The 22,086-nt window shown below is 70.8% G+C and carries 20 protein-coding genes; 16 read left to right on the top strand and 4 right to left on the bottom strand.

Translation table 11 applies throughout. The annotated features are described in order from the left end of the window. Positions 1–11: 11 nt before the first annotated feature. From ACI791_RS11150 to ACI791_RS11185, 8 genes are all read left to right on the top strand, one after another. Positions 12–866, top strand: coding sequence for an FAD binding domain-containing protein (locus ACI791_RS11150; RefSeq protein ID WP_456586120.1), 855 nt, complete (start codon positions 12–14; stop codon positions 864–866). Beyond that, entirely contained in the window at positions 863–1,375 is a 513-nt protein-coding gene (locus tag ACI791_RS11155) for a (2Fe-2S)-binding protein (RefSeq protein ID WP_456586121.1), read from the top strand. Before ACI791_RS11150 ends, ACI791_RS11155 begins: the two co-directional genes overlap by 4 nt. After that, positions 1,372–3,696 (top strand): xanthine dehydrogenase family protein molybdopterin-binding subunit, encoded by a 2,325-nt coding sequence (locus ACI791_RS11160; RefSeq protein WP_456586122.1) that lies wholly within the window; start codon positions 1,372–1,374, stop codon positions 3,694–3,696. The genes ACI791_RS11155 and ACI791_RS11160 overlap by 4 nt, the downstream gene beginning before the upstream one ends. Before the next feature lie 91 nt (positions 3,697–3,787). Further along, complete coding sequence (locus ACI791_RS11165; protein ID WP_456586123.1) at positions 3,788–5,074, top strand: Tm-1-like ATP-binding domain-containing protein; 1,287 nt, start codon at positions 3,788–3,790, stop codon at positions 5,072–5,074. A gap of 79 nt (positions 5,075–5,153) precedes the next feature. After that, positions 5,154–5,810 carry a histidine phosphatase family protein gene (locus ACI791_RS11170; RefSeq protein WP_456586124.1) on the top strand — a complete coding sequence of 219 codons (657 nt, stop codon included), beginning with the start codon at positions 5,154–5,156 and terminating at the stop codon, positions 5,808–5,810. Between the two features lie 236 nt (positions 5,811–6,046). Beyond that, complete coding sequence (locus ACI791_RS11175) at positions 6,047–6,919, top strand: MBL fold metallo-hydrolase (RefSeq protein WP_456586125.1); 873 nt, start codon at positions 6,047–6,049, stop codon at positions 6,917–6,919. Between the two features lie 47 nt (positions 6,920–6,966). Beyond that, complete coding sequence (locus ACI791_RS11180) at positions 6,967–7,767, top strand: SDR family NAD(P)-dependent oxidoreductase (protein ID WP_456586126.1); 801 nt, start codon at positions 6,967–6,969, stop codon at positions 7,765–7,767. Beyond that, the gene (locus tag ACI791_RS11185) at positions 7,764–8,894 is read left to right on the top strand and encodes an NAD(P)-dependent alcohol dehydrogenase (protein ID WP_456586127.1); all 1,131 of its coding nucleotides are present in this window, start codon (positions 7,764–7,766) and stop codon (positions 8,892–8,894) included. Before ACI791_RS11180 ends, ACI791_RS11185 begins: the two co-directional genes overlap by 4 nt. Before the next feature lie 51 nt (positions 8,895–8,945). Here the strand turns inward: ACI791_RS11185 and ACI791_RS11190 are convergent, their stop codons facing one another. From ACI791_RS11190 to ACI791_RS11200, 3 genes are all read right to left on the bottom strand, one after another. Next, the gene (locus tag ACI791_RS11190; protein WP_456586128.1) at positions 8,946–10,070 is read right to left on the bottom strand and encodes a transaldolase family protein; all 1,125 of its coding nucleotides are present in this window, start codon (positions 10,068–10,070) and stop codon (positions 8,946–8,948) included. Positions 10,071–10,093: 23 nt separating this feature from the next. After that, positions 10,094–11,584, bottom strand: coding sequence for a CoA-acylating methylmalonate-semialdehyde dehydrogenase (locus ACI791_RS11195; RefSeq protein ID WP_456586129.1), 1,491 nt, complete (start codon positions 11,582–11,584; stop codon positions 10,094–10,096). Positions 11,585–11,657: 73 nt separating this feature from the next. Continuing rightward, positions 11,658–12,365: a GntR family transcriptional regulator gene (locus ACI791_RS11200; RefSeq protein WP_456586130.1), complete on the bottom strand. Its 708-nt coding sequence runs from the start codon at positions 12,363–12,365 to the stop codon at positions 11,658–11,660. A gap of 453 nt (positions 12,366–12,818) precedes the next feature. Between ACI791_RS11200 and ACI791_RS11205 the strand changes: the two genes are divergently transcribed. Genes ACI791_RS11205 through ACI791_RS11225 form a run of 5 tightly spaced genes read left to right on the top strand, consistent with a single transcriptional unit; the run spans position 12,819 to position 17,500 of the window. Beyond that, a complete protein-coding gene (locus ACI791_RS11205; protein WP_456586131.1) occupies positions 12,819–13,688 on the top strand; it encodes a branched-chain amino acid ABC transporter permease in 870 nt (289 codons plus the stop codon). 3 nt (positions 13,689–13,691) lie between these two features. Next, positions 13,692–14,621 carry a branched-chain amino acid ABC transporter permease gene (locus tag ACI791_RS11210; protein ID WP_456586132.1) on the top strand — a complete coding sequence of 310 codons (930 nt, stop codon included), beginning with the start codon at positions 13,692–13,694 and terminating at the stop codon, positions 14,619–14,621. After that, positions 14,618–15,427, top strand: coding sequence for an ATP-binding cassette domain-containing protein (locus tag ACI791_RS11215; protein WP_456586133.1), 810 nt, complete (start codon positions 14,618–14,620; stop codon positions 15,425–15,427). The genes ACI791_RS11210 and ACI791_RS11215 overlap by 4 nt, the downstream gene beginning before the upstream one ends. Then, positions 15,420–16,112 (top strand): ABC transporter ATP-binding protein, encoded by a 693-nt coding sequence (locus ACI791_RS11220; protein ID WP_456586134.1) that lies wholly within the window; start codon positions 15,420–15,422, stop codon positions 16,110–16,112. The genes ACI791_RS11215 and ACI791_RS11220 overlap by 8 nt, the downstream gene beginning before the upstream one ends. Before the next feature lie 50 nt (positions 16,113–16,162). Continuing rightward, entirely contained in the window at positions 16,163–17,500 is a 1,338-nt protein-coding gene (locus tag ACI791_RS11225) for an ABC transporter substrate-binding protein (protein ID WP_456586135.1), read from the top strand. Between the two features lie 123 nt (positions 17,501–17,623). Here ACI791_RS11225 and ACI791_RS11230 read toward each other — a convergent pair whose 3' ends face one another. Beyond that, on the bottom strand, positions 17,624–18,286 hold the full coding sequence (locus tag ACI791_RS11230; protein WP_456586136.1) for a GntR family transcriptional regulator: 663 nt from the start codon (positions 18,284–18,286) through the stop codon (positions 17,624–17,626). A 301-nt stretch (positions 18,287–18,587) separates the two neighbouring features. Between ACI791_RS11230 and ACI791_RS11235 the strand changes: the two genes are divergently transcribed. The 3 genes from ACI791_RS11235 to ACI791_RS11245 are packed head-to-tail and all read left to right on the top strand — an operon-like array spanning position 18,588 to position 22,086. After that, positions 18,588–20,351 carry a PEP-utilizing enzyme gene (locus ACI791_RS11235; RefSeq protein WP_456586137.1) on the top strand — a complete coding sequence of 588 codons (1,764 nt, stop codon included), beginning with the start codon at positions 18,588–18,590 and terminating at the stop codon, positions 20,349–20,351. Between the two features lie 8 nt (positions 20,352–20,359). Continuing rightward, positions 20,360–21,232, top strand: coding sequence for a PEP/pyruvate-binding domain-containing protein (locus ACI791_RS11240; RefSeq protein WP_456586138.1), 873 nt, complete (start codon positions 20,360–20,362; stop codon positions 21,230–21,232). A 5-nt stretch (positions 21,233–21,237) separates the two neighbouring features. After that, the gene (locus tag ACI791_RS11245) at positions 21,238–22,086 is read left to right on the top strand and encodes a fumarylacetoacetate hydrolase family protein (protein WP_456586139.1); all 849 of its coding nucleotides are present in this window, start codon (positions 21,238–21,240) and stop codon (positions 22,084–22,086) included.

The following is a 22,086-nucleotide window of genomic DNA, read 5'->3' on the forward strand; positions in this document are numbered from 1 at the left end:
GGACGGCAACGATGCCGAAGTACTACCGGCCGACCACCCGGGCCGCCGCGCTCGCCGCGCTCGCCGAGGGCGGCGAGCGGGCACGGCCCCTCGTGGGCGGCACCGACCTGCTGGTCGGGCTCCGGCACCACACGGTCGAACCGGATCTCCTGGTCGACCTCAAGGCCGTGGCCGACCTGCCCGAACCGATCGTCGTCACCGACGACGGCGTGCAGTTCGGCGCGACGTGCACCCTGGGTGAGCTGGTCGCTCATCCGGTCGTGCAGGAGTGGTACCCGGCGCTGGTGGAGGCGTCGCTCACCGTGGGCTCGGTGGCCATCCGCAACCGGGCCAGCCTGGTCGCCAACTCGTGCAACGCCTCCCCCGCGGCCGACACCGCTCCCCCGCTGCTCGTGCACGGGGCGCAGGTGACGATCGCGTCGCTGGACGGGGACCGCAACGCATCGCTCGACGAGTTCTTCCTCGGTCCCCGACGCACGTTGTGCGGCCCCGGTGAGCTGGTGACCTCGATCCGGCTGCCCAGGCCCGCCCCAGGTTCCGGCTCGGCATTCCGCCGGCTCACCCGGCGACGCGGGGTGGACCTCGCCACGGTGAGCGTGGCCGCCGGAGTGGGCGCGGACGGCGCGCTGGTGCTCGGCATGGGCGCGGTAGGGCCCCGGCCGCTGCGCACCGGGGTGCCCGGTCCGGTCGACCTCGCCGACGAGGCGGCCCTCGAGCAAGCCATCGACCGGCTGGTGTCGGTCGCGACCCCGATCACCGACGTCCGGGGCAGCCGCGAGTACCGGCTCGCCACGCTCCGCGTCCTCACCCGGCGCGCCGTCCTCGCCGCGGCGGCCCGCCGCAACCCCAGGGAGATGGCCTCATGACAAGCACCCCCCTGCACAGCCACCTCGGCGACGACGAGCTGCAGACGGTCACCCTGAGGGTGAACGGCAGCGAGCGGACGGTCGCCGTCCCCACGCACCGCACCCTGCTGGACGGGCTCCGCGAGGAGGTCGGGCTGCCGGGCAGCAAGAGCTGCTGCGCCGAGGGCGAGTGCGGCGCGTGCACCGTGCTGCTGGACGGCAAGGCGGTGAACTCCTGCCTCGTCCTGTGCGTCGAGGCCGAGGGACACGAGGTCACCACCGTCGAGGGGCTGTCCGCCGACGGGCTGACCGACCTGCAGGAAGAGTTCCTCAACGCCGGCGCCGTCCAGTGCGGCTTCTGCATCCCCGGGCAGGTCGTCTCGGCGGAGTACCTGCTCCGGACCAACCCGTCGCCCGACGAGGGCGAGATCCGCGAGGCCCTGGCAGGCAATCTGTGCCGCTGCGCCGGCTACCAGCGGATCGTGCGCGCGGTGCAGGCCACCGCCGTCCGGCGGGGGGCGGCGAAGTGACCACGGCCCCGGAACGAGCCATCGAGCAGCGCGACGCCCTCGGCGAGCCGTCGGACATCTACCCCCGCGGGCAGGTCGGCCGCCCCGTGCTCCGCTACGGCGGGGACGCCCGCACCTCCGGCGCCCAGCAGTTCGTCGCCGACCTGCGCTTCCCCGGCGCCCTGCAGGTGGCCCTGGTGACGGTGCCGGTCGGCTGCGCCGACGTGACCGCCATCGACGTGACCGCCGCCCGGGCGATCCCCGGCGTGGTGGACGTGGTGACCGCAGCGGAGCTGCCCTCGCCGGTGCCACGGTTCGGCGTCTCGCACACCGACCGCCCCGTGCTCGCCGACGGCCGGGTGAACTACCACGGCGAACCCGTGGCGGCGGTGGTCGCCGAGACCCTGGACGCGGCCCAGGCCGCCGCGCGCGCCGTGGTGGTCGACTACCAGGAGCTGCCGGGCGTCTACTCGCTCGAGGCGGCGCTCGCCCCCGACGCGCACCTCGTGCAGGATCCCTCGATCCGCCCGGGCCACGCCCTCGCCGACACCAACGTGCTCGAGGACGCGCACTACGCCTGGGGCGACGTCGACGCGGAGGAGGCGCGCGCGGACGTCGTCGTCGAGAACACCTACACCTTCCCGATGGTCACGCACTTCCCGATCGAGCCGGGCGGCACCGTCGTCGTCCCCACCGACCAGGGCGGCCTCGACGTCTACTCGCCCGTCCAGCACCCCTACCTGCTGCAACGGACCATCTCCTCGGTCATGGGGCTGCCCCTGAACCAGGTGCGCGTCTTCGCGCCCGACCCCGGCGGCGGCTTCGGCGGCAAGCAGAACCCCAAGCTGGAGCCGCTCATCGCCTTCCTCGCCCTGCGCACCCGGCGGACCTGCCGGATCGTGCTGTCGCTGGAGGAGACCTTCCAGAGCATGCGGCGCGCCGGCTGCCGGATGACCGCCCGGACCGGCTTCACCTCCGACGGCGAGCTCACCTTCCACCGGGTGGAGGCCGACTTCCAGATCGGCGCCTACGCCGACGTCGCGCCCCGCGTCATGGGCAAGGGCAGCTACGTCGCGGCCGGGCCGTACCGCATCCCCGGCGTGCGGATCGACGCCCGCGCCGTCATGACGAACACGACGCCGAGCACCGCCTTCCGCGGCTTCGGCAGCCCGCAGGTCTCGTGGGCGCTGGAGTCGCAGCTCGACGCCGGCGCCCGGGAGCTGGGGCTCGACGGCCTGGAGATCCGGCGGCGGAACCTGGTCGCCAAGGGTGAGGCTTTCGTGCGCGGCGAGTCCGCCGCCGAGGCCGACGGCGAGTGGCGGCAGAGCCTGGAGAAGGCCGCCGAGCTGATCGGCTGGGGCACGCCGCTGCCGCCGAACCGTGGCCGGGGCATCGCGGTGGGCATCAAGCCCGGGGCGACCTCGGGTCTCTCGCAGAGCCTGGTGCGGCTGCTGTGCGACGGCAGCGCGATCGTCTACGCGGGCACCTCCGACATGGGCCAGGGCGCCCGGACCCTGTGGCAGCAGATCGTCGCCGACGAGCTCGGGACGGAGCTCGACCGGGTCTCGGTCGTCAGCGGCGACACCGGCACCGTCCCGTTCGACCTGCAGACCTCGGCGAGCCGGTCGACGGTGTTCATGGGCTCCGCCGTGCTCGAGGCCTGCAAGGACGTGCGCCGGCGGGTGCTGGAGCTGTACGCCGAGTCCATGGACCTGCCCACCGACGCGCTCGGCGAACGTCCCGGCGTGCTGGTCACCCCCGATGGGGAGCTGGGCCTCCCGGAGGCGGCGCGCCAGGCGCTCGGCTCGCTGCGCGGCGAGTTCATCGGTCAGGGCACCCGGCGGCTGCGCGGCAAGGGCAAGCACCCGCTCGGCGGCGACGCGGCCTTCTACGAGTTCAACGCCACGGCGATCGAGGTCGAGGTCGACCGCGAGACCGGCGAGCTGCTGCTGACCCGGCACGTGACGGTCAGCGACGTCGGCACCGAGCTCAACCCGCTGCAGGTCGTCTCCCAGGACGAGGGTGCCGCGATCATGGGCCTGGGCCACAGCCAGATGGAGCAGCTGCTGCTCGACGAGCACGGCCGGATCCGCAACCTCGGCGCGCTGGACTACCGGATCCCGACGTTCAAGGACGTACCGCTCGAGCTGACCAGCGCCGCCGTGGAGAACCACGACGGCCCCGGCCCGTACGGCTCCAAGGGCATCAGCGAGGGCGCCCTGCTCTGCACCGCCGGCGCGCTCGGTGCCGCAGTCACCGACGCGACCGGTGTGGTGATCCGCGACCTCCCGCTCACCCCGGAGCGGGTGTGGACGGCGCTCCAGGGCACCGCCCCCCAGTGACCCCGTCGCCCCCAGGGCGAGGACGGCGGGGCCGCGAGGGCCGCCGCCGACGGCACCACCGACCTGTTGTTCCCGTCACGAAGGAGTGACCATGACCCGCAAGCCCGTCGTCTGCCTCGCCGGCACCCTCGACACCAAGGGGACCGAGTACGCATACGTGCGAGACGAACTGCTCGCCAGCGACGTCGACGTGCTCGTCGTCGACTGCGGCGTCCTCGGAGAGCCGTACTTCACCCCCGACATCCCCTCCTCCGAGGTGGCCGCACGGGCCGGCGTGGACCTGGCCGACTTCGCCGCCGGCGTCGAGGGCGGCGCGGGCGGCCGCAGCGCGGCCATCACGAAGATGAGCGAGGGCCTGCGGGCCGTCGTCGCCGACCTCTGCGCCGACGGGAAGATCGACGCGGTCCTGGGGCTCGGAGGCACGGGAGGTAGCGACCTGCTCGGCGGTGCGCTGCAGAACCTGGGCATCGGCGTGCCGAAGCTCATCGTCAGCACCATGGCGTCCAACAACACCCGGCCCTACGTCGGGCACTCGGACATGATGATGATGAACGCGGTCACCGACATCGCCGGGCTGAACCGGATCTCCAAGCAGGTGCTGAGCAACGCCGCGCACGCGGCCGCGGGCATGGCCCGCGGTTACGAGGCCACGAAGGCGCAGGCCGACGCCAGCAAGCCGCTCATCGCCATCTCGATGTTCGGGGTCACCACCCCGGGCGTCATGCGCATCCGGGAGCAGCTGGAGGAGAGCGGCTTCGAGGTCGTCACCTTCCACGCGGTCGGCGAGGGCGCGGGCATGGAGCACCTCATCGACACCGGCGCCATCGACGGCCTGATCGACTACACCCTGCCGGAGATCATCAACCACTGGAACAAGGGCATCTTCGACCCGGGCTGCGAGCGGATGGAGGCGGCGGTCCGCACCGGGATCCCCCTGGTCGTCGTGCCGGGCGCGGCCGAGTGCTTCAACTTCGGTGCGCGGAACACGATCCCGGCGGAGTTCGACACCGAAGAGCGCAACATCATCATCCACAACCCCAACATCACGTCCCTGCTGGCGACCCCGGACGAGATGCGGCGGCTCGGTGAGTACATCGCCGACCACGTCAACCAGGCACCCGGCCCGAAGGCGGTGGCGCTGCCGCTCAACGGCCTGGACAACTACTTCAAGGAAGGCAGCCAGTGGCACGGCGTGGACGTCTCGCCGCTGCTGGACTCCATTCGCGCGACCTTGGACCCCTCGATCGAGCTGATCGAGATGGAGAACAACATCAACGACACCGAGTTCGCCGATGCCGTGTTCCAGCTGTTCACCAAGCAGTGGGAGCAGCGGAAGTCGGCCGGTCTCCCGGCGGCCACCGCGACGACCGCCGGCTGAGCCCACGCCCGTCCCACGCCGGGACGTCGCCTCTCGAGGCGGCGCCCCGGCGTGCTCGTTCCCCGACCTGGAGACATCCATGACCCAGCGCCTGTTCCTGCTCCGCCACGGCGAGGTCACCTCGCACCGCGGCGACGTCCCCGTCACCGAGGAGGGCTTGCAGACCGCCGTCCAGGTGGGTCGCCGGCTCGCCTCACGCACCGAGGGCCCGGTCCGGATCATCAGCGGGGAGACCCGCCGCACCCGCGACACCGCCGAAGCTGTCGCGCGGGGCGCCCGGGAGGCCGGCGCCGAGGTGCTCGAGGAAGGCGTCGCGTTCGCGCTGCGCAATCCCGACCTGTACCTGGCCGGCGTCCGCGTCGACATGGTGAGCAGCGAGGAGGCCTTCGCCGCGCAGATCCCCGGCTTCACCGAGGCCGACGTCGCCAAGGTGGCGTTCTTCGCCGAGTGGCTCACCGCCCCCGACCGCGTCGGGTGGTGGGTGCGGCACCCCGAGCCGCCGGGGGACGACGCCGCGGCGGTCGCCGCCCGCATCCGCACGTTCGCCGGGAGCCTCGCCGACCGCGCCGACGACAGCGCCGTCACCGTGGCCGTCACCCACTCCCCCGTTCTGCGCGCCTGCGCGGTGGCGGTCGCCGGCTCGGACCCCGGGGAGCCGGCCTGGCTCGCCGGCCTGGAGGCGGAGATCGAGACCGATCGCACGGTGACGATGCGGCTGCTCACCGAGGCCCCCTGAGGGACCTCCCCGGAGCTCACGAGGGCCCGGCGCGCGAAGCGAACGGCTCCGCGCGCCGGGTCCTCGTTCGGTCTGCGGTCGCTTGCGGGGCGACATTCCCGAGCCTGTTGACAGGCAACGCATCGAGAATCGATTATAGGTGGGCACCGGTCAGCGCCGACCAGGCCGCAGCTCCAGCTGCACCGGTGAGGTGGCGCCGGGGTGGGCCCGGCCGCCGGTGCTCAGGAGGTTCCGTCGTGCAACGCGTGACGCCCCATGTCTTCACGTCCACCGATATCCGTGGCTGCAACCCCAGCTACGTCGTGACGTCGGCGGGTGTCGTGGTCATCGACACCCCGCAGCTGCCGACGAAGGCGGTGGCGATGCGCCGGGCCGCCGAGGAGCACGGCCCCATCCGCTTCGTGGTCAACACCGAACACCACGTCGACCACATCTTCGGCAACTACTGGTTCAAGGGTGCCGGCGAGGTCGTCCACCACAAGGGCGTCGCCGACAACTTCATGGTGGTCACGCCCGACCTCGACCCGTTCGCCTACGCGCTCGAGGCCATCCCGACCGACGACCCCGACGCGGCCGGCATCGTCCCCGACCGTGACACCTACTACGAGGACCCGAACGCCGGCGACCTGGTCTTCACCGGCGATCTCGAGATGAAGGTCGGGTCCACCACGTTCCACCTCATCCACACGCCCGGTCACACCCCCGGCCAGGTGGCCGTCTACGTGCCCGACGAGCGGGTGGTGTTCACCGGCGACACCGTGTTCTCCGAGTGCCAGACCTGGCTGATGACGTCGGACATCGACCAGTGGGTCGGCGCGCTCGACGTCATCGCTTCCCTCGACGTCGACACCGTCGTCCCCGGCCACGGACCGGTGACCACGCCGGCCTACCTGGCCACCCAGCGCTCGGTGCTGCTCGAGTGGACCAGCGCCGTTGCCCAGGCGGTGGCCAAGGGCTGGTCCCGCGAGGAGACGATCCAGCGGGTCGACTTCCGCGACAAGTTCGGCCCGGTCGACGTCGGTCAGGGCTACATGATGGATCACATCCAGACGCTGAACGCGGCCTCGCTCTGGGACAAGTTCACCGCCACGCGCGCTCCCGTCCGCTGACGCCCGCTCCCCCGCCCGCCCGCCCGCCCAGGAGGTTTCCGCACGCCATGAACCAGGCCAGCATCGACGAACTGCAGCGCTTCACCCTCGCCGACCGCGTCGCGGTCGTGGCCGGCGGCTCCGGCGGCGTGGGGGTCCGGACGTGCGGCGCCCTGGCAGCCGTGGGCGCCAAGGTGGCCATCATCGGCCGCTCGGAGGAGCGGCTGGCCGAGGCCCGCAAGGCCGTCGAGAACGCAGGCGGGGAGGCGCTGGTCGTCACCGGCGACATGTCGGGCAAGGAGGCCGCGGACGACGCCATCCAGCAGACGCTCGACGCCTTCGGTCGCGTCGACGTCCTGGTGAACGGGATCGGTGGCGGCGCCGGCACCGCGCTCTACCCGGCCGAGGAGTACCCGAAGACGGAGTGGGACCGGATCCTCGACCTCAATCTCACGACGGCGCTCCTGGTCTCCCAGGCGGCCGCGCGGGCGATGATCGCCGGTGGCCGCGGTGGATCGGTGCTCAACATCAGCTCGGTGCGCGGCCAGCTCGGCATCGACGCCGGCTACTCGGCCTACGTCGCCGCCAAGGGTGCGATGGACGCCCTCACCCGGCAGCACGCCACCGAGTGGGCCAAGCACGGGATCCGGGTGAACGCCATCTCGCCGACGTTCGTGCGCACCGAGCAGGCGGCCTCGCTGCTGGCCGCCCCCGGCTTCTACGACAACTTGGTGAGCCGCATCCCGCTCCGCCGGATCGCCGAGACCGACGACCTCGTCGGCGCGCTGCTGTTCTTCTGCTCCGACGCCTCGTCCTTCGTGACCGGCCAGATCCTCACCCTCGACGGCGGCCTCACGGCGACCCAGTGACCACCGGTCACCGGGCGACGTGCGCGGTCGCCCGGGAGCCCGGCGGGTCGTTCTCCGTCGAGACGGTGGAGCTCTCGGCCCCCCGGCCGGACGAGGTCCTGGTCGACATCGTGTCAGCGGGCATGTGCCACACCGATCTGCTGGTGCGCGACTCCCGGCCGGAGTCGCTGCCGGCGGTCCTCGGCCACGAGGGCGCCGGGATCGTGCGGGAGACGGGGAGCGAGGTCCGTGATCTCGCCCCCGGCGACAAGGTCATCCTGAGCTTTCCGTCCTGCGGGTCGTGCGTGCGCTGCCGGACGGGGCGCACGGCGTACTGCGACTCGATCGCCGAACTCAAGTTCCGCTGCACCCGTCCGGACGGATCCGTGGCCACCACCGACGCGCGGGGCCGCCCGGTCGGCGACCACTTCTTCGGGCAGTCGTCTTTCGGGACGTCGGCCGTCGCCTACGCCCGGAGCGCGGTCAAGGTTCCCGACGACGTCGACCTGCGCATCGCCGGGCCCCTTGCTTGCGGTGTGCAGACCGGCGCAGGCACCGTGCTGGACGTCCTGAAGGTCTCCCCCGGCTCCTCCGTCGCCGTCTTCGGCGCCGGCTCGGTCGGTCTGTGCGCGATCATGGCGGCCGCGCTGTGCGGCGCGACGACGATCGTCGCGGTGAACCGTCGGGCGTCGCGCCTCGCGCTGGCGGCTGGGTTCGGGGCCACCCACCTGGTGAGCCCCACGGACGCCGACCCGGTCGAGGCCGTTCGGGACGCCACCGGCGGCCGGGGGGTGGACTTCGCCTTCGAGACCACCGGTGTACCCGAGGTCCTGACCGCGGCGGTGCGGTCGCTGGACTCGCTGGGCACCTGCGCCTACGTCGGCACGGCCCCGCCCGGCGTCACCGGCGGCATCCCCATGCTCGAGGCCATGACCAAGGGCCTGACGGTGCGCGGGGTGCTGCAGGGCGACAGCACCCCGAGCCGGACCATCCCCCGCCTCTGGGAGCTCCACCGGCGGGGGCTGCTGCCCTTCGACCGGCTGATCACCACCTACCCGCTGGCCGACATCGACCGTGCGGCGGCCGACACGGAGACCGGTGAGGTCGTGAAGCCGGTCCTGCTCATGCCCGGCGCCGCGGCCGGCTGATCACGACGAGGCCCGCACCGGTCCGGTCCGGTGCGGGCCTCGGCGGTCCGGCTACTTCCCGGGGTCGGGCAGGAGCACGTCGCGGACGACGCCCTCGAGGTCGTTGCAGGCGACCAGGAACTGGCGCAGCGTCTTGCGCGTGGCCCCGAAGTCCTGGAACTCGCCGGCCACCATGCCGTCGGCATCGTAGGCGCGCCGGAAGTCGGCGAACCGCCCGTACAGGGTGTCCAGGACGTCGGGAGCGACCGGCTCGTCGATGCGCGGCCGCGGCTCGATCCCGCTGGCGTTGAGCCGCACCTGCCACTCGAAGGGCGGTGAGATGACGACGTCGCCACCGACGAGCTGGCTCCAGTGCATGTGGTTGCGGAAGGCGGCCGACAGCAATCGGGTCCGGAAGCCCCGCTCCTGGAAGATCTCGTGGGCGCGCTTGAACACCGCGACGCCGGCCCACTCGAGCACGCCCGGGTCGACGGTGACGAGGTCGCGCGCGGCGACCGCCTTCAGCCAGTCGTCGAGTCGACCGACCATGATCGTGCAGACGGGCCCCATCGCACCGACGTCGAGCCCCTCGGCCTCGCGGCGCTGCAGGCCGCGCTCGATCGCCTCGGCGACGGCCACCGCCTGCGGCACGGTGAACGACACCGTCGCGTTGATGCTGACCCCGCGGTAGGTGGCCTCCTCCATCGCGCGGATGCCCGTCTCGGTCGCGGGGATCTTCACGATCACGTTAGGGGCCAGGGCGTCGAACTCGACGGCCTGCGCAGCGAGCGCCGCGCCGTCCCGGTACAGCCGCGGATCGGTCTGGACCGACAGCCGGCCGTTGCGTCCGCGGTGCTCGGCGAAGGCATCGGTCAGCAGGGCGGCGGCCTCGACCGACAGCTCCTTCACCATGGCCCAGCCGATCTCGGACTCGGAGGCGGTGGGGTGCTCGTCGGCGTAGCCGCGGATGCGTTGCTGCCAGCGGGGCAGGTCGCTCTTGAGGGCGGCGAGCGCGATCACGGGGTTGCAGGTGGCCCCGACCGCCCCCCAGCCGATCGCCGCGGAGAGCTCGGCGGGGGTCGCCGAGTCGTTCCACAGCCGCGTCGGGGTCTCCTGCGTCATGCGCAGCAGCGGCGGTACGGGGTCAGCCGCACCTGCGGCCGACCCCGTCGTCACCGCGGTCACCAGATTCGTCATCGTCGCTCCTCGTCCCGGCCGGCTCAGCGTGCGGTGGGCATGTCGAACGAGGCGTCCCGTTCCAGCTCGGGCCAGCGCTGCGTGACGACCTTGGCCCGCGTGTAGAACCGGACACCGTCGGGACCGTGCACGTGGTGCTCACCGAAGAGGCTGTTCTTCCACCCGCCGAAGGAGTGGTAGGCCATCGGCACCGGCACCGGCACGTTGACCCCGATCATCCCCACCTTGACCCCGCGGACGAACTTCCGCGCCGCTCCACCGCGGGCAGTGAAGACCGCCGTCCCGTTGCCGTAGGGGTTGGCGTTGATCAGGTCGATGGCGTCATCGACGGTGTCGGCCCGCAGCACCGACAGCACCGGCCCGAAGATCTCCTCGCGGTAGACGGCCATGCCCGGCTGCACCTGGTCGACCAGCGTGGGCCCGACGAAGAAGCCGCTCTCGTGGCCGGGGACGACGAGGTCCCGGCCGTCCACGACGACCTTCGCGCCCTCCTCCTCGCCCGCGGTGATCAGCGAGACGATGCGGTCCTTGGACGCCTGCGTGACGACCGGTCCCATGTCGCTGCCCGGCTCCCGCCCGGGGCCGACCCGCACGGCCCTGCTGCGCCGGTCCAGGACCTCGATCAACTGGTCGCCGACCGACCCGACGGCGATGGTCGCCGAGATCGCCATGCACCGTTCCCCCGCGGACCCGTAGGCAGCGGCGGCCAGGTGGTCGGAGGCGAACTCGAGGTCGGCGTCGGGCAGCACGATCGCGTGGTTCTTCGCGCCGCCGAGCGCCTGCACACGCTTGCCGGCGCGGGTGCCGCGCTCGTGCACGTACTGCGCGATCGGGGTGGAGCCGACGAACGAGACGGCGGCGACGCCGGGGTGGTCCAGCAGGGCGTCGACGGCGACCTTGTCACCCTGCACGACGTTGAAGACGCCGGCCGGCAGCCCCGCCTCGGCCCACATCTCCGCGATGAGCAGCGACGCGGAGGGGTCGCGCTCGCTCGGCTTGAGCACGAAGGTGTTCCCGCAGGCGATCGCCACGGGGAACATCCACATGGGGACCATCGCCGGGAAGTTGAACGGCGTGATGCCGGCGACCACACCCAGCGGCTGGCGGAAGCTGTAGCTGTCCACGCCGGTGGAGACCTGGTCGGAGTACTCGCCCTTGAGCAGCTGCGGGATCCCGCAGGCGAACTCGACGACCTCCAAGCCGCGCTGCACCTCGCCCGCGGCATCGGAGAGGACCTTGCCGTGCTCGTCGGTGATCGCCGCCGCCAGCTCGTCGCGCCGGCGGCGGACGATCTCGCGGAACGCGAAGAGGACTCCCGTCCGCCGGGACAGCGACGACTCGGACCAGTCCTCGAAGGCGGCAGCCGCCGCGGCGACCGCGCGGTCGACGTCACCCTGCTCCGCCAGGAGGACCTCCGCCTGCTGCCCGCCGGCCGCCGGGTCGAACACCGGAGCGACGCGGGTGGACGCCCCCCGGGTCTGTGCGCCGTCGATCCAGTGCTGGATGGTCCTCACGTGGTCTCCCTCGTCGTCGGGATTGTGCCGGGCAGGGATGCCCGCCGCCGGCCGTCGGCCGGCTCATCGGGAGTCAGGACGTCCCGGTGGCCTGTGGCTCGGCGCCCCGGGCCTGCTGCTCCGCGACCTCGGTCAGCTCGCCGGCGAGCCGGTCGCGGACCTCGTCGAAGTGGGTCTCGATCGCGCGCACGACCCCGTCGGCGTCGCGGCGGCCGACCGCGTCGAGGATCGGGTCGTGCAACGCGCACGACCAGTGCGGATCGGAGTGCGGGCCGACCAGGGTGATGTAGGTGCGCGACAGCGGCTCCAGCGAGCGCCACACGCGCAGCAGGGTGCGGTTCCCGGACAGCTGCATGAACTTCTCGTGCAGGCTGGCGTCGAAGATGGCCAGGGCCCGCCCGTCGCCGGCGTCCGCCGCCTCCCGCATGTTCTTCCCGATGGCCAGCAGCGCGGCGACGTCGGCGTCGGTCATGTTGACCATGGCCAGGCGCGCCCCGAGCACCTCGATGGTCGAGCGGACGACGTAGGCCTCGAGCAGCTCCCCGATGTCGAGCCGGCGCACCCGTGCCCCGCGAAACGGCGTGATCTCGACCAGCCCGAGCGCTTGCAGCCCCCGCAGGGCCTCGCGCACCGGTGCCTGGCTGGTGCCGAACTCCTTGGCCACCGCCGTCTCCACGATGCGCGAGTCCGGTGGATAGGAGCCGTCCAGGATTCCCTCGAGCAGGCGTTCCTTCACCTGGTCGGCGAGCACGCTGCGCGTGAGGGTGTCGGGGCCGGACATGGCCACCTCCAGTGTTCCGCTCGAGAGAGCACGGCCCGCCCGGCTCCACCACTCCATGAAACGGCACGCCCGACCGCACCGCTGCCGGAGGCCGGACCACACGGACGGGGAGCCTGAGTCGAACGACGCGGTTGGGCCCGGCCAGGTACACACACATCATCGATGATCGATGGCAGCCTAGAAGGGTGACAGGCGGGCGTCAAGGCTGGTGCGTGCGCACGACCGCCGGGTCCGCTCGAGCACGCCTCCACCGGACTCCCCGCCGGCCGGGCGCCGAGAACCGTGTCGCAACCGAAACGGCAGACCCTTGTGGCGCCCCTCACAGCCCGCTATGGTCCCGCCCTATCGATTATCGAACACCGATGTTCGATGGACGAGGAGCGCGATGCGACAGCACGGACCCCAGCCATGCCCCCCGGACCGGGGGCCTGCCGGACGGGTGGCTGACTGACGATGGACACCTTGATCATCGGCCTCATCGAGGCCGCGCCGCTGATCCTCGCGGCGATCGGGTTCACGCTGATCTACTACCTCAACGGCTTCATCAACGTGGCCTACGCCGAGACGGTGACGTCGGGCGCGTACTTCGCCATCCTGTTCAACTCGATCTTCGGGCTGAACTTCTACGCCGCGATCGTCCCCGCCGCACTGCTGGCGGGGGCGCTGAACGCGCTGATGTACGTGATCGTCTTCCGGCCGGCCCTTCGGCGCGGCGTCGGCAAGATCGAGATGATCGTCCTCTCGGTGGGCCTCTCGTTCCTGCTCAGGCACGCCGTCCGGCTGTTCTTCGGCGTCGACCTCTACCTCTTCGACATCCGTGACCCCGCCTACCTGTCCCTGTTCGGCACCGGCGTCACGAGCGTGCAGATCTGGGCGATGGTCCTGGCCGTCCTCATCGCCATCGGCGCCTACCTGCTGACGTACAAGACGAGCTACGGGCAGCAGATCCGCGGACTGGCCAGCAACGCTGACCTGGCTGCCGCCAGCGGGATCGACCCGACCCGGACCTCCGTCCTGGTGTGGTTCGTCTCCGGCGTCGCGGGCGGGCTGGCCGGCATCTTCATCGGGGTCTTCTCGTTCGTCGACTACACCCTCGGCTGGAACATGATCCTGATCATCATCATGGTCACGATCATCGGCGGGATCGGCAGCGTCCGTGGCGCCCTGATCGCCGGGGCTGCGACCGGCATCGTCACCGCCGTCCTGACCTCCCTGTCGGACCCGCTCTACGCGCAGGTGTTGCTGCTGCTGCTGTTCATCGCGGTGCTCCGGTTCCGCGACGTCGGCGCCCAGTCCGTCAAGACGCTAATGGCGAGGAGCTGACCCGTGAGCGCACTCGTTTTCCCCCTCCAGGGGCTGACCATCATCGTCTGCCTCGCCACGCTGCTGCACCTGCAGTTCGGGCGCACCGGCATCGTGAACTTCGGCGTGGTCGGCTTCTCCGGCCTCGGCATGTACACGACCGGGATCCTGGTCGTGAACTACGCGGTCCCCTTCGGGCTCGCGCTGCTGATCGCCACGGCGCTCACCGGTCTCGTCGCCTTCCTGCTCGGCCTCCTCATCCTCAACCTGGACAACGAGGCGGTGATGGTGGCGACCCTGGCCTTCTCGACCATCGTCTTCTACCTGGTGACGACCGAGGACTGGCTGACCGAGGGCGTCGTGGGACTGGGCACCGTGCCCCGCCCCTTCGACGTCGGGGACACGGCCACCAGCCAGCTGGTCTTCCTGCTGGTGCTCGTAGCCCTGGCCGCGGCCCTCCTGGTCTACGCCGCCCGGCTGCAGCACGCACCGTACGGCCGGCTGCTGTTCAGCATCCAGGACAATGAGACGCTGAGCCGGAGCCTCGGCAAGCCGACCTTCCGGCACAAGCTCGTGTTCTTCACGGTCACCTGCGCGGCCATGGGAGCGATCGGCTCCCTGGACGCGTCGGTGAACCAGTTCCTCGTCCCCCGGCTGCTGACGGCGGACCTGACGTTCGTGGTGTGGATCGCGCTGGTCCTGGGTGGCCGCAAGCGGGTTCTCGGCCCCGTCCTGGGGACGCTGCTCACCGTCGGAGTCTTCGACATCCTCATCGAGCAGTACGTCGACGTCCCCCGCGAGTTCGCGCAGCAACTCCCCAACGTCCAGCTGATGCTCTTCGGCCTCACGCTGATGTTGGTCATCCTGTTCCGCCCCCAGGGCCTCCTGGGCCAGAGGCGACGCACGATCCAGGACGCCCCCCGTACCGAGAGCCGAAAGAAGGTCGACGCATGACCGGCGCGACTTCTGCCACGCAGGCCGCAGGCATCCCCGCCGGCCGACAGGAGACCCTCCACCTGCACGACGTCCACAAGCACTACGGCGGGCGGACCGTCGTCGACATCGCCGACCTGGCGCTGGGCGTACACGGGATCGAGGGGCTGATCGGGCCCAACGGCGCGGGCAAGACGACGCTGATGAAGCTCATCACCCACGTGGTCTCCCCCGACCGGGGGCACGTCGAGTACCACCACCCCGGCGGCACGGTGGTGCTCACGAATTACAGCCCGGACGCCATCGCCCGCATGGGCGTGGTCAAGACCAACCAGGTCATCCAGGACTTCGACAACCTCACGATCCGGGAGTCACTGCTGCTCTCCCTCGCGGGCGCGGAGCAGGAGAAGTTCTGGAAGGTCCGCCGGGACAAGGGATTTCTGCGGCGTGCCGACGAGGAGATCGACGAGTACCTCGAGGTCTTCCATTTCCAGGACCCGGACGGCAAGGCCGGATCGGCCGGTGAGAAGAAGCTGCTCGACATCCTTCGCTGCCTGCTGCTGAAGCCCCGATATCTCCTGATGGACGAGCCGACTGCCGGCCTGCCCCAGGAAGAGACGGACAAGGTCATGGAGATCATGCGCAGGAAGACCCGGGAGACGGATTTGTCGATCCTGATCATCGAGCACGACCTGGACCTCATCTGGGGGACGTGCGAGTTCGTCCATTTCATGGCGGAGGGACAGATTCTCCTGCAAGGCACACCCAGCGACGTCCGCAACGACGCCACCGTGGCCGAGAAGTACCTCGGAGCCAGCCATGCTTGAGGTCTCCCAGCTGCGCAGCGGGTACGGTGACGTCACCGTTCTCAAGGACGTCAGCTTCTCCCTGGGTCATGAGATCTTCGCCGTCCTGGGTGCGAACGGCGCCGGGAAGAGCACCCTGCTGAAGACGCTGGCGCGGCTGCTCCCCATCACCGGTGGTTCGCTGCACTTCGACGGTGCGGACGTCACGTCCTGGCAACCGCACCGCCTCGCTGCCGCGGGGCTGGCCTACGTGCCGCAAGAGGCCAATGTGTTCGCGGACCTCACCGTGGCCGAGAACCTCTCGATCGGTGGGCTGATCGGCAAGCGATCGAAGGAAGAGCGGCTCGAGGAGCTGTTCGACCTCTTCCCGGCACTCTCCGCCCGGATGCGCCAGCGCGCCGGGACGCTCAGCGGCGGCGAGGGGCAGATGGTGGCCGTGGGACGCGCACTCATGCAGGACCCGAAATTGATCCTGCTCGACGAGCCGACCGCGGGCCTCTCCCCCAAGTACGTCGACGCCCTCTTCTCCATGATCGAGAAGATCCACCGGGACAAGGGGCTCAGTGTCGTGCTCGCCGAGCAGAACGCCGCGAAGACGTTGGCGATCGCCGGCCGGGCGATGGTCCTCAATCTCGGGGAGGTGTTCGCCATCGACCGTGCCGCGAATCTCGACACCGACTCGCTCCGGGAGGGATACCGCCTGTAGCGGTTCTCCCCTCAGTCTCAGATCCCTCTCACCGCCCCCAGGAGGCACTCATGAAGAACACCGCACGATTCCGCGGCGCGAAAGCGCTCACCGTCGGCATGTCCATCCTCCTCGCCTCGGCGTGCGCCTCCGGGTCCGCCGGCTCCGGCAACAACGCCGCCGCGGGCGGAGGTGGCGGGGGCGGTGGCGGTGAGTGCGCCGAGGGGGACGGCCCCATCACCGTCGGGCACCTGAACTACTACACCGGCCCCTTCTCCGACGTCGGCCCCTTCTTCGAGGCCGCCGTCGACCTCGCCATCGAGAACATCAACGAGAACCCGCCGCTGGACCGGGAGCTCGAGGTCCAGCACGACGACATCGGCACGGTCGGCGAGGCGCAGGTCGCCCGCAACTTCCTGCAGCAGGAGGGCGTCGACATCCTGCTCGACCCGGCGCACGAGTACTCCTCCTACCAGGAGTTCGCCCGCGACTACGTCGCCGAGAACGACCAGCCCCTCATGCCGTCGCTGCACGGTGGATCGATCCCGGCCGACATCGGCGGCACCGCGGAGGAGCCCATCTTCCGCGGGCAGGCGATGGACACCGCGCAGGCGATCGCCGGGGTCCTCCAGGCCCGGGACAACGGCGCCCAGACCGTGGCGATCGTGGCGACCCAGATCGCCGGCAGCCAGCTGCAGAAGGACGCCGCCGTCGCTGCCGCGGAGGAGATCGGCCTCGAGGTCATCGAGGTCATCGACGTGCAGCCCGAGCAGCCGAACTACCGCAGCACGATCAGCACGATCGCCAGCGCCGACCCCGACGCGCTCCTCCTGTTCAGCCAGGCGGAGGACGGCGGGACGATGGTGAAGCAGGCGGCAGAGGCAGGCCTGTCCCTCACGATCATCGGCTCGACCGAGTGGCTGCAGGAGGCGTTCGCCCAGGCCGCCACCCAGAGCGCGATGGACCAGCACGAGGCGGTGTGGATCGCAGGCCTCGCCACTGCCGACTCCCCGGCCTGGGACGCCTGGCAGACCCTGTGGGAGGGCTCCGACGCCACGGAGTTCGCCGACGCGGCCAACTCCTACGCCTACGGCTACTACGACCTGCTGAACGCGACGGCGCTGGCCATCGAGGCGGCCGGCAGCGTGTGCGCCAGCGACTGGGTCGAGGCGATGCCGGAGGTCACGCAGGGCGGCACCGTGGTGCACACCTACCAGGAGGGCATCGAGGCGCTGCGCAACGGCGAGGACATCGACTACAACGGCGTGAGCGGTGAGTACGAGTACACCGACACCGGCGTCGTCGGCAGCCTCTTCGGCGTCTACGAGTGGGCCGGCGGCTCCCTGGAGCAGGTGAGCACGCTGGACGAGGGAGAGGTCCTCGAGCTGGACACGCAGGTCAGCCAGTAACAGGGGTGACCGTTGCCCGCCGGCTCCCGGGCCGGCGGGCACGCTGCACCACGGGAGCGGGTGCCGGGCGTGGTCCCCAGGGGACCACGCCCGGCACCGTCGTGGGTCGGTGAGCCGGTCGGCTCAGGTGGCGGTGCGGGCGAGGTGCCCGATGACGGAAGCGCCGAAGAACTCGATGTGGGCGCGCATCTCCTTGCCGAGCAACTCGGGGTCGCGGAACTGGACGGCCTGCAGGACGGGCCGGTGCAGCTCGGCGATCGCGCGCAGGTCGGAGTGGGTCTTGAGCGCACTGACCAGGCTGCGGGCCTCGACGCGCAGCGAGCGCCAGACGTCGAGCAGCACCTGGTTGCCGGACGCCTCGACGATGACCTCGTGGAAGCGGGTGTCGTGGACCATCAGCGCGTGCAGATCGCCGGCCTCCGCGGCGCGGCGCATGCCGGAGAGCTCCTCGCCGAGCAGCGCCAGCCCTTCCTCGGTGATGCGAGGTGCCGCCTCGCGGCCCGCGACCTCCTCCAGCGCGGCCCGCACCGGGTAGATCTGGACGAGCTCAGCGCTGCTCACCTCGCGCACCCGTGCCCCCCGGTGCGGCTGCGACTCCACGAAGCGCATGGCCTCGAGGTCCCGTAGCGCTTCACGCACCGGGGCCTGGCTGACGCCGAACTCCGCCGCGACGGCGCTCTCGACGATGCGTTCCCCGGGCCCGTACGTCCCGTCGAGGATGCGTTCGACGATGCGTTCCTTGATGGCGTCACGGAGCAGCACCGTGCGCCGAGCCGGCCGCGGCATGGTGCCACCTCTCATCGATGAGCAAGCCCAACCTGCCCGACTATCGATAGTTATCACCGCGCGTCCACGCGATGTCAAGCCGGCCCGTGGGGTCGTTCCGTCCGCCGGGGCCCGCCGGGTCGAGGGCGAACCGCCGTCAGAAACGCCTGTGACCAGAACCGCTCGAAGGGGTTGACTGACCTCTGTGCGATCTGCTTGATTATCGATTGTTCGGCGTGAGGGCCGCCACACTGCGGTTCGCCGGAACGACGCCATCGGCGACGACCGAGATCGCACCAGCACGACTCACGACGGAGTGGGCATGAGCGACGAGCAGGTCCTGGCGACCTTCTACGGGGACGACGACTTCCCGGTGCAGTGGGAGGAGGGCCAGCAGGAACTCTTCTGGGTCCACGACGACCTGCACATCCCCAATCCCATCTCCCCCATGTACGCCGACATCGGCGGCTGGTGGCTCAAGTGCGACTACATGTTCCGCCGGTTCGGGACCCCCTTCGCGGCGGACTGGATCTCCAAGATCGTCAACGGTTACGTGTACACCGCGGCCATCCCGGCGACGCCGGGCCTGTCGGCGGAGGCGTCGGAGTACGGCAGCCGCTACACCCCGCGCGTCCCGCTGGACCCGCAGGACCCGGCCGAGCTGGGCGCCTACATGGGCTGGACGCTGCCCTACTACGCGGAGAACTTCCTCGGGTGGTGGCGCGATCGCCTGCGCCCGGAGATGGAGCACAACTTCGTCCGGTTCGACGAGTACGACTACGACGGCGCGAGCCTGGTCGAGCTCGCGATCCTCCTCGAGGACGCGATCGACATGCACGACCGGCACTGGCAGATCCACTGGGTGCTCAACTTCGCCCAGTTCTCCTCCACCATGGCGCTCAACGCGGCGGTCGCCGCGGCCAAGGGCGAGGGCGACCACTCCTCGCTCATGGGCCGGCTGCAGAGCTCGACGGTCAACCGGAACTGGGACTCCATCGAGGAGCTGTGGAAGATCAAGGAGGGGGTGAAGAAGGAGCAGGGTGAGGTTGCCCGCGCCTTCGAGCGCCCCACCGCCGGTGACGTCCTGCGCGCCCTGCAGGGCACCGACGCCGGTCGGGCCTTCATCGCCGAGCACATCGAGCCGTACCAGAAGACCTTCGGCTTCAAGTCGATGTACGCGCACGAGTTCTCGTTCAAGACCTGGCGGGAGGACCCGACCCCGATCGTCGAGGCGATCCGCGGCTACCTCGAGAGCGACTACGACTACCCCGCGGAGCTGCAGGCCGTCGCCGACGACCTGGAGAAGGCCAAGGCCGAGGTCTTCGAAGGCGTCGAGGCGGGCCCTGCGCGTGACGAGCTGGAGCGGGCGCTCGAGCTGAGCCTGCGAATGAACCCGCTGACCCCCGACCACCACTTCTACATCGACCAGGGCACCAACGCCCGGGTGCGGCTGGTGCTCGTCGCGATCGGCCGCAAGCTCGTCGCCGAGGACCGGCTCGACGACGCCGAGGATGTCATGTACCTCAAGTACAACGAGTTGCGCCGGCTCATGGCCGGGAGCAACTCCTTCGATGCCAAGGAGCTCGTCGGCGACCGCCGGGACGCCCGTGAGGACGCCTACGAGGTCCGGCCGCGCGACTGGATCGGCACCGCCACCCAGGAGTCGGTCGGGTTCCCCTACTGGTCCCTGTGGGCCTTCCCGGACAAGCTCAACCGGCCGGCCCCCTCGCACGAGGGCGAGATCCCGGGCCTGCCCGCCTCGGCCGGCGTGGTGGAGGGCACCGCGCGCGTCGTCCTCTCCGCGGAGCAGTTCGGAGAGGTGGAGCGCGACGAGATCGTGGTCTGCCGCATGACCAGCCCCTCCTGGGTCGTGCTCTTCACCAAGATCGCCGGTCTGGTCACCGACGCCGGCGGCATGGCGTCCCACCCGGCCGTCGTCTCCCGCGAGTTCGGCATCCCTGCGGTCGTCGGCACGTCCGACGCGACCCGCCGCATCAAGACCGGTGACCGGGTGCGGGTGAACGGCTCCACCGGCCGCGTGGAGATCGTCGGCGACGTCCGCACCACGCCGGCTCAGGCGCTCTGAGGAAACCGATGTCCGCAACCCTGACCAGTCCCACCGAGGAGACCGCCGTGCCGACGCCCGACGCTCCGCTGGTGCTGCCGTTCAGCGACCCCCGCTGCCAGGCCGTCGAGCTGACCGGCGGCAAGGGCGCCAGCCTCGCGACCATGACCGCCGAGGAGCTGCCCGTTCCACCGGGCTTTGTCATCACCTCGGCGGCCTTCGCCGCCGCCGTCGACGAGGAGTCCCTCCGGGAGGCCATGCGCCGCAAGGACGTCGAGGCGGCTCGCGCACTGGTCGCCGCCGCGCAGCCGCCCCGCGAACTCATCGAGCAGCAGTTCGGCCGGCTCGAGGGCCTGGTCGCCGTCCGCTCGTCCGCATGCGCGGAGGACTCGGAGGGCGCCAGCTACGCCGGGCAGCAGGAGACCTTCCTCGACACCGACGGCCTGGAGGCGGTGCTCCACAACGTCGTGGAGTGCTGGCTGTCGTTCTTCACCGACCGGGCGGTCTTCTACCGGCAGGAAAAGGGCTCCCTGGAGGACGTCGCGATGGCGGTCGTCGTCCAGCAGATGGTCGCCAGCCGGAAGTCCGGCGTCATGTTCACCGTCGACCCGGTGCACGGTCGCAAGGACCGCATGGTCGTCGAGGCCGCCCGCGGGCTCGGCGAGGCGGTCGTCTCTGGGGAGACGACGCCGGACAACTACACGCTCTCCCGCGAGGGCGTGGTGAAGAAGATGAAGATCGTCGACGCCGAGCGCGTGCTCAGCGACGAGGAGTGCGCGGCGCTGGCCCGGATGGGGCAGAAGCTGGCGGAGTTGCACGGCTGTCCGCAGGACATCGAGTGGGCGTTCGACGACGCCGGCGACCTGTACCTGTTGCAGTCCCGTCCGATCACCACCATCTGACGGCCGTGAAGTTCGTGACCTACGCGTCGACCGACGTCCGCTCGCGGGTCGGCCGGCTGGACGGCGACACGGTGGTCGACGTCGGCTTCGACGGCGACATGGTGGCGTTCATCGGGGCGGGGGCGCCGCGCGGAACCGAGCGTGCGGTCCCGGGCGCACGGCTGCTCGCCCCGCTGGTCCCCCCTTCGTTCCGGGACTTCCTCGCCTTCGAGGGGCATCTGACCAACGCCTACCGGAACCTGGGCCGCGAGGTGCCGGCCGAGTGGTACGAGGTGCCCGTCTACTACCGCAGCATGGGCACGACGGTCACCGGGCCGGACACCGTGCTGCCCTGGCCCTCCTACAGCCGCCAGCTCGACCACGAGCTGGAACTCGCCGCGGTCATGGGCCGGCCCTGCCGGGACGTGCGGGCAGAGGATGCGTTGCACTGCGTCTTCGGATTCACGATCTGGAACGACATGTCCGCCCGTGACGTGCAGCGTCGCGAACTGCCGGTCGGCATGGGCCCGGCCAAGGCCAAGGAGTGGGACGGGTCGAACGTGCTCGGCCCGTGCATCGTCACCCCGGACGAGATCGACCTCGCCACCCTGGAGCTCGAGGTGCGGGTCAACGGCGAGCGCTGGGGCGGGGACCGTGTCTCGGCCATGTACCACTCGTTCGGCGACCTCATCGCCTACGCCGCCCAGGACCAGACCTTGCTCCCGGGCGAAGTGCTCGGCTCCGGCACCGCCACCGGCGGTTCCGGGCTGGAACTGGACCGCTGGATCCAGCCGGGGGACGTCATCGAGATGGAGGCCGGTCCGATCGGCATCCTGCGCAACACCGTCGGAACACCCAACTGGAAGGACAACTGA

This window comes from Blastococcus sp. SYSU DS0973, from assembly GCF_054051055.1.

What these genes read in the sequence shown, in the direction of transcription:
- ACI791_RS11150 (WP_456586120.1), top strand. Translation starts at nt 12, where the DNA reads ATGCCGAAGTACTACCGGCCGACCACCCGGGCCGCCGCGCTCGCCGCG.
- ACI791_RS11155 (WP_456586121.1), top strand. Translation starts at nt 863, where the DNA reads ATGACAAGCACCCCCCTGCACAGCCACCTCGGCGACGACGAGCTGCAG.
- ACI791_RS11165 (WP_456586123.1), top strand. Translation starts at nt 3,788, where the DNA reads ATGACCCGCAAGCCCGTCGTCTGCCTCGCCGGCACCCTCGACACCAAG.
- ACI791_RS11170 (WP_456586124.1), top strand. Translation starts at nt 5,154, where the DNA reads ATGACCCAGCGCCTGTTCCTGCTCCGCCACGGCGAGGTCACCTCGCAC.
- ACI791_RS11180 (WP_456586126.1), top strand. Translation starts at nt 6,967, where the DNA reads ATGAACCAGGCCAGCATCGACGAACTGCAGCGCTTCACCCTCGCCGAC.
- ACI791_RS11190 (WP_456586128.1), bottom strand. Translation starts at nt 10,070, where the DNA reads ATGACGAATCTGGTGACCGCGGTGACGACGGGGTCGGCCGCAGGTGCG.
- ACI791_RS11200 (WP_456586130.1), bottom strand. Translation starts at nt 12,365, where the DNA reads ATGTCCGGCCCCGACACCCTCACGCGCAGCGTGCTCGCCGACCAGGTG.
- ACI791_RS11205 (WP_456586131.1), top strand. Translation starts at nt 12,819, where the DNA reads ATGGACACCTTGATCATCGGCCTCATCGAGGCCGCGCCGCTGATCCTC.
- ACI791_RS11215 (WP_456586133.1), top strand. Translation starts at nt 14,618, where the DNA reads ATGACCGGCGCGACTTCTGCCACGCAGGCCGCAGGCATCCCCGCCGGC.
- ACI791_RS11220 (WP_456586134.1), top strand. Translation starts at nt 15,420, where the DNA reads ATGCTTGAGGTCTCCCAGCTGCGCAGCGGGTACGGTGACGTCACCGTT.
- ACI791_RS11225 (WP_456586135.1), top strand. Translation starts at nt 16,163, where the DNA reads ATGAAGAACACCGCACGATTCCGCGGCGCGAAAGCGCTCACCGTCGGC.
- ACI791_RS11230 (WP_456586136.1), bottom strand. Translation starts at nt 18,286, where the DNA reads ATGCCGCGGCCGGCTCGGCGCACGGTGCTGCTCCGTGACGCCATCAAG.
- ACI791_RS11235 (WP_456586137.1), top strand. Translation starts at nt 18,588, where the DNA reads ATGAGCGACGAGCAGGTCCTGGCGACCTTCTACGGGGACGACGACTTC.
- ACI791_RS11240 (WP_456586138.1), top strand. Translation starts at nt 20,360, where the DNA reads ATGTCCGCAACCCTGACCAGTCCCACCGAGGAGACCGCCGTGCCGACG.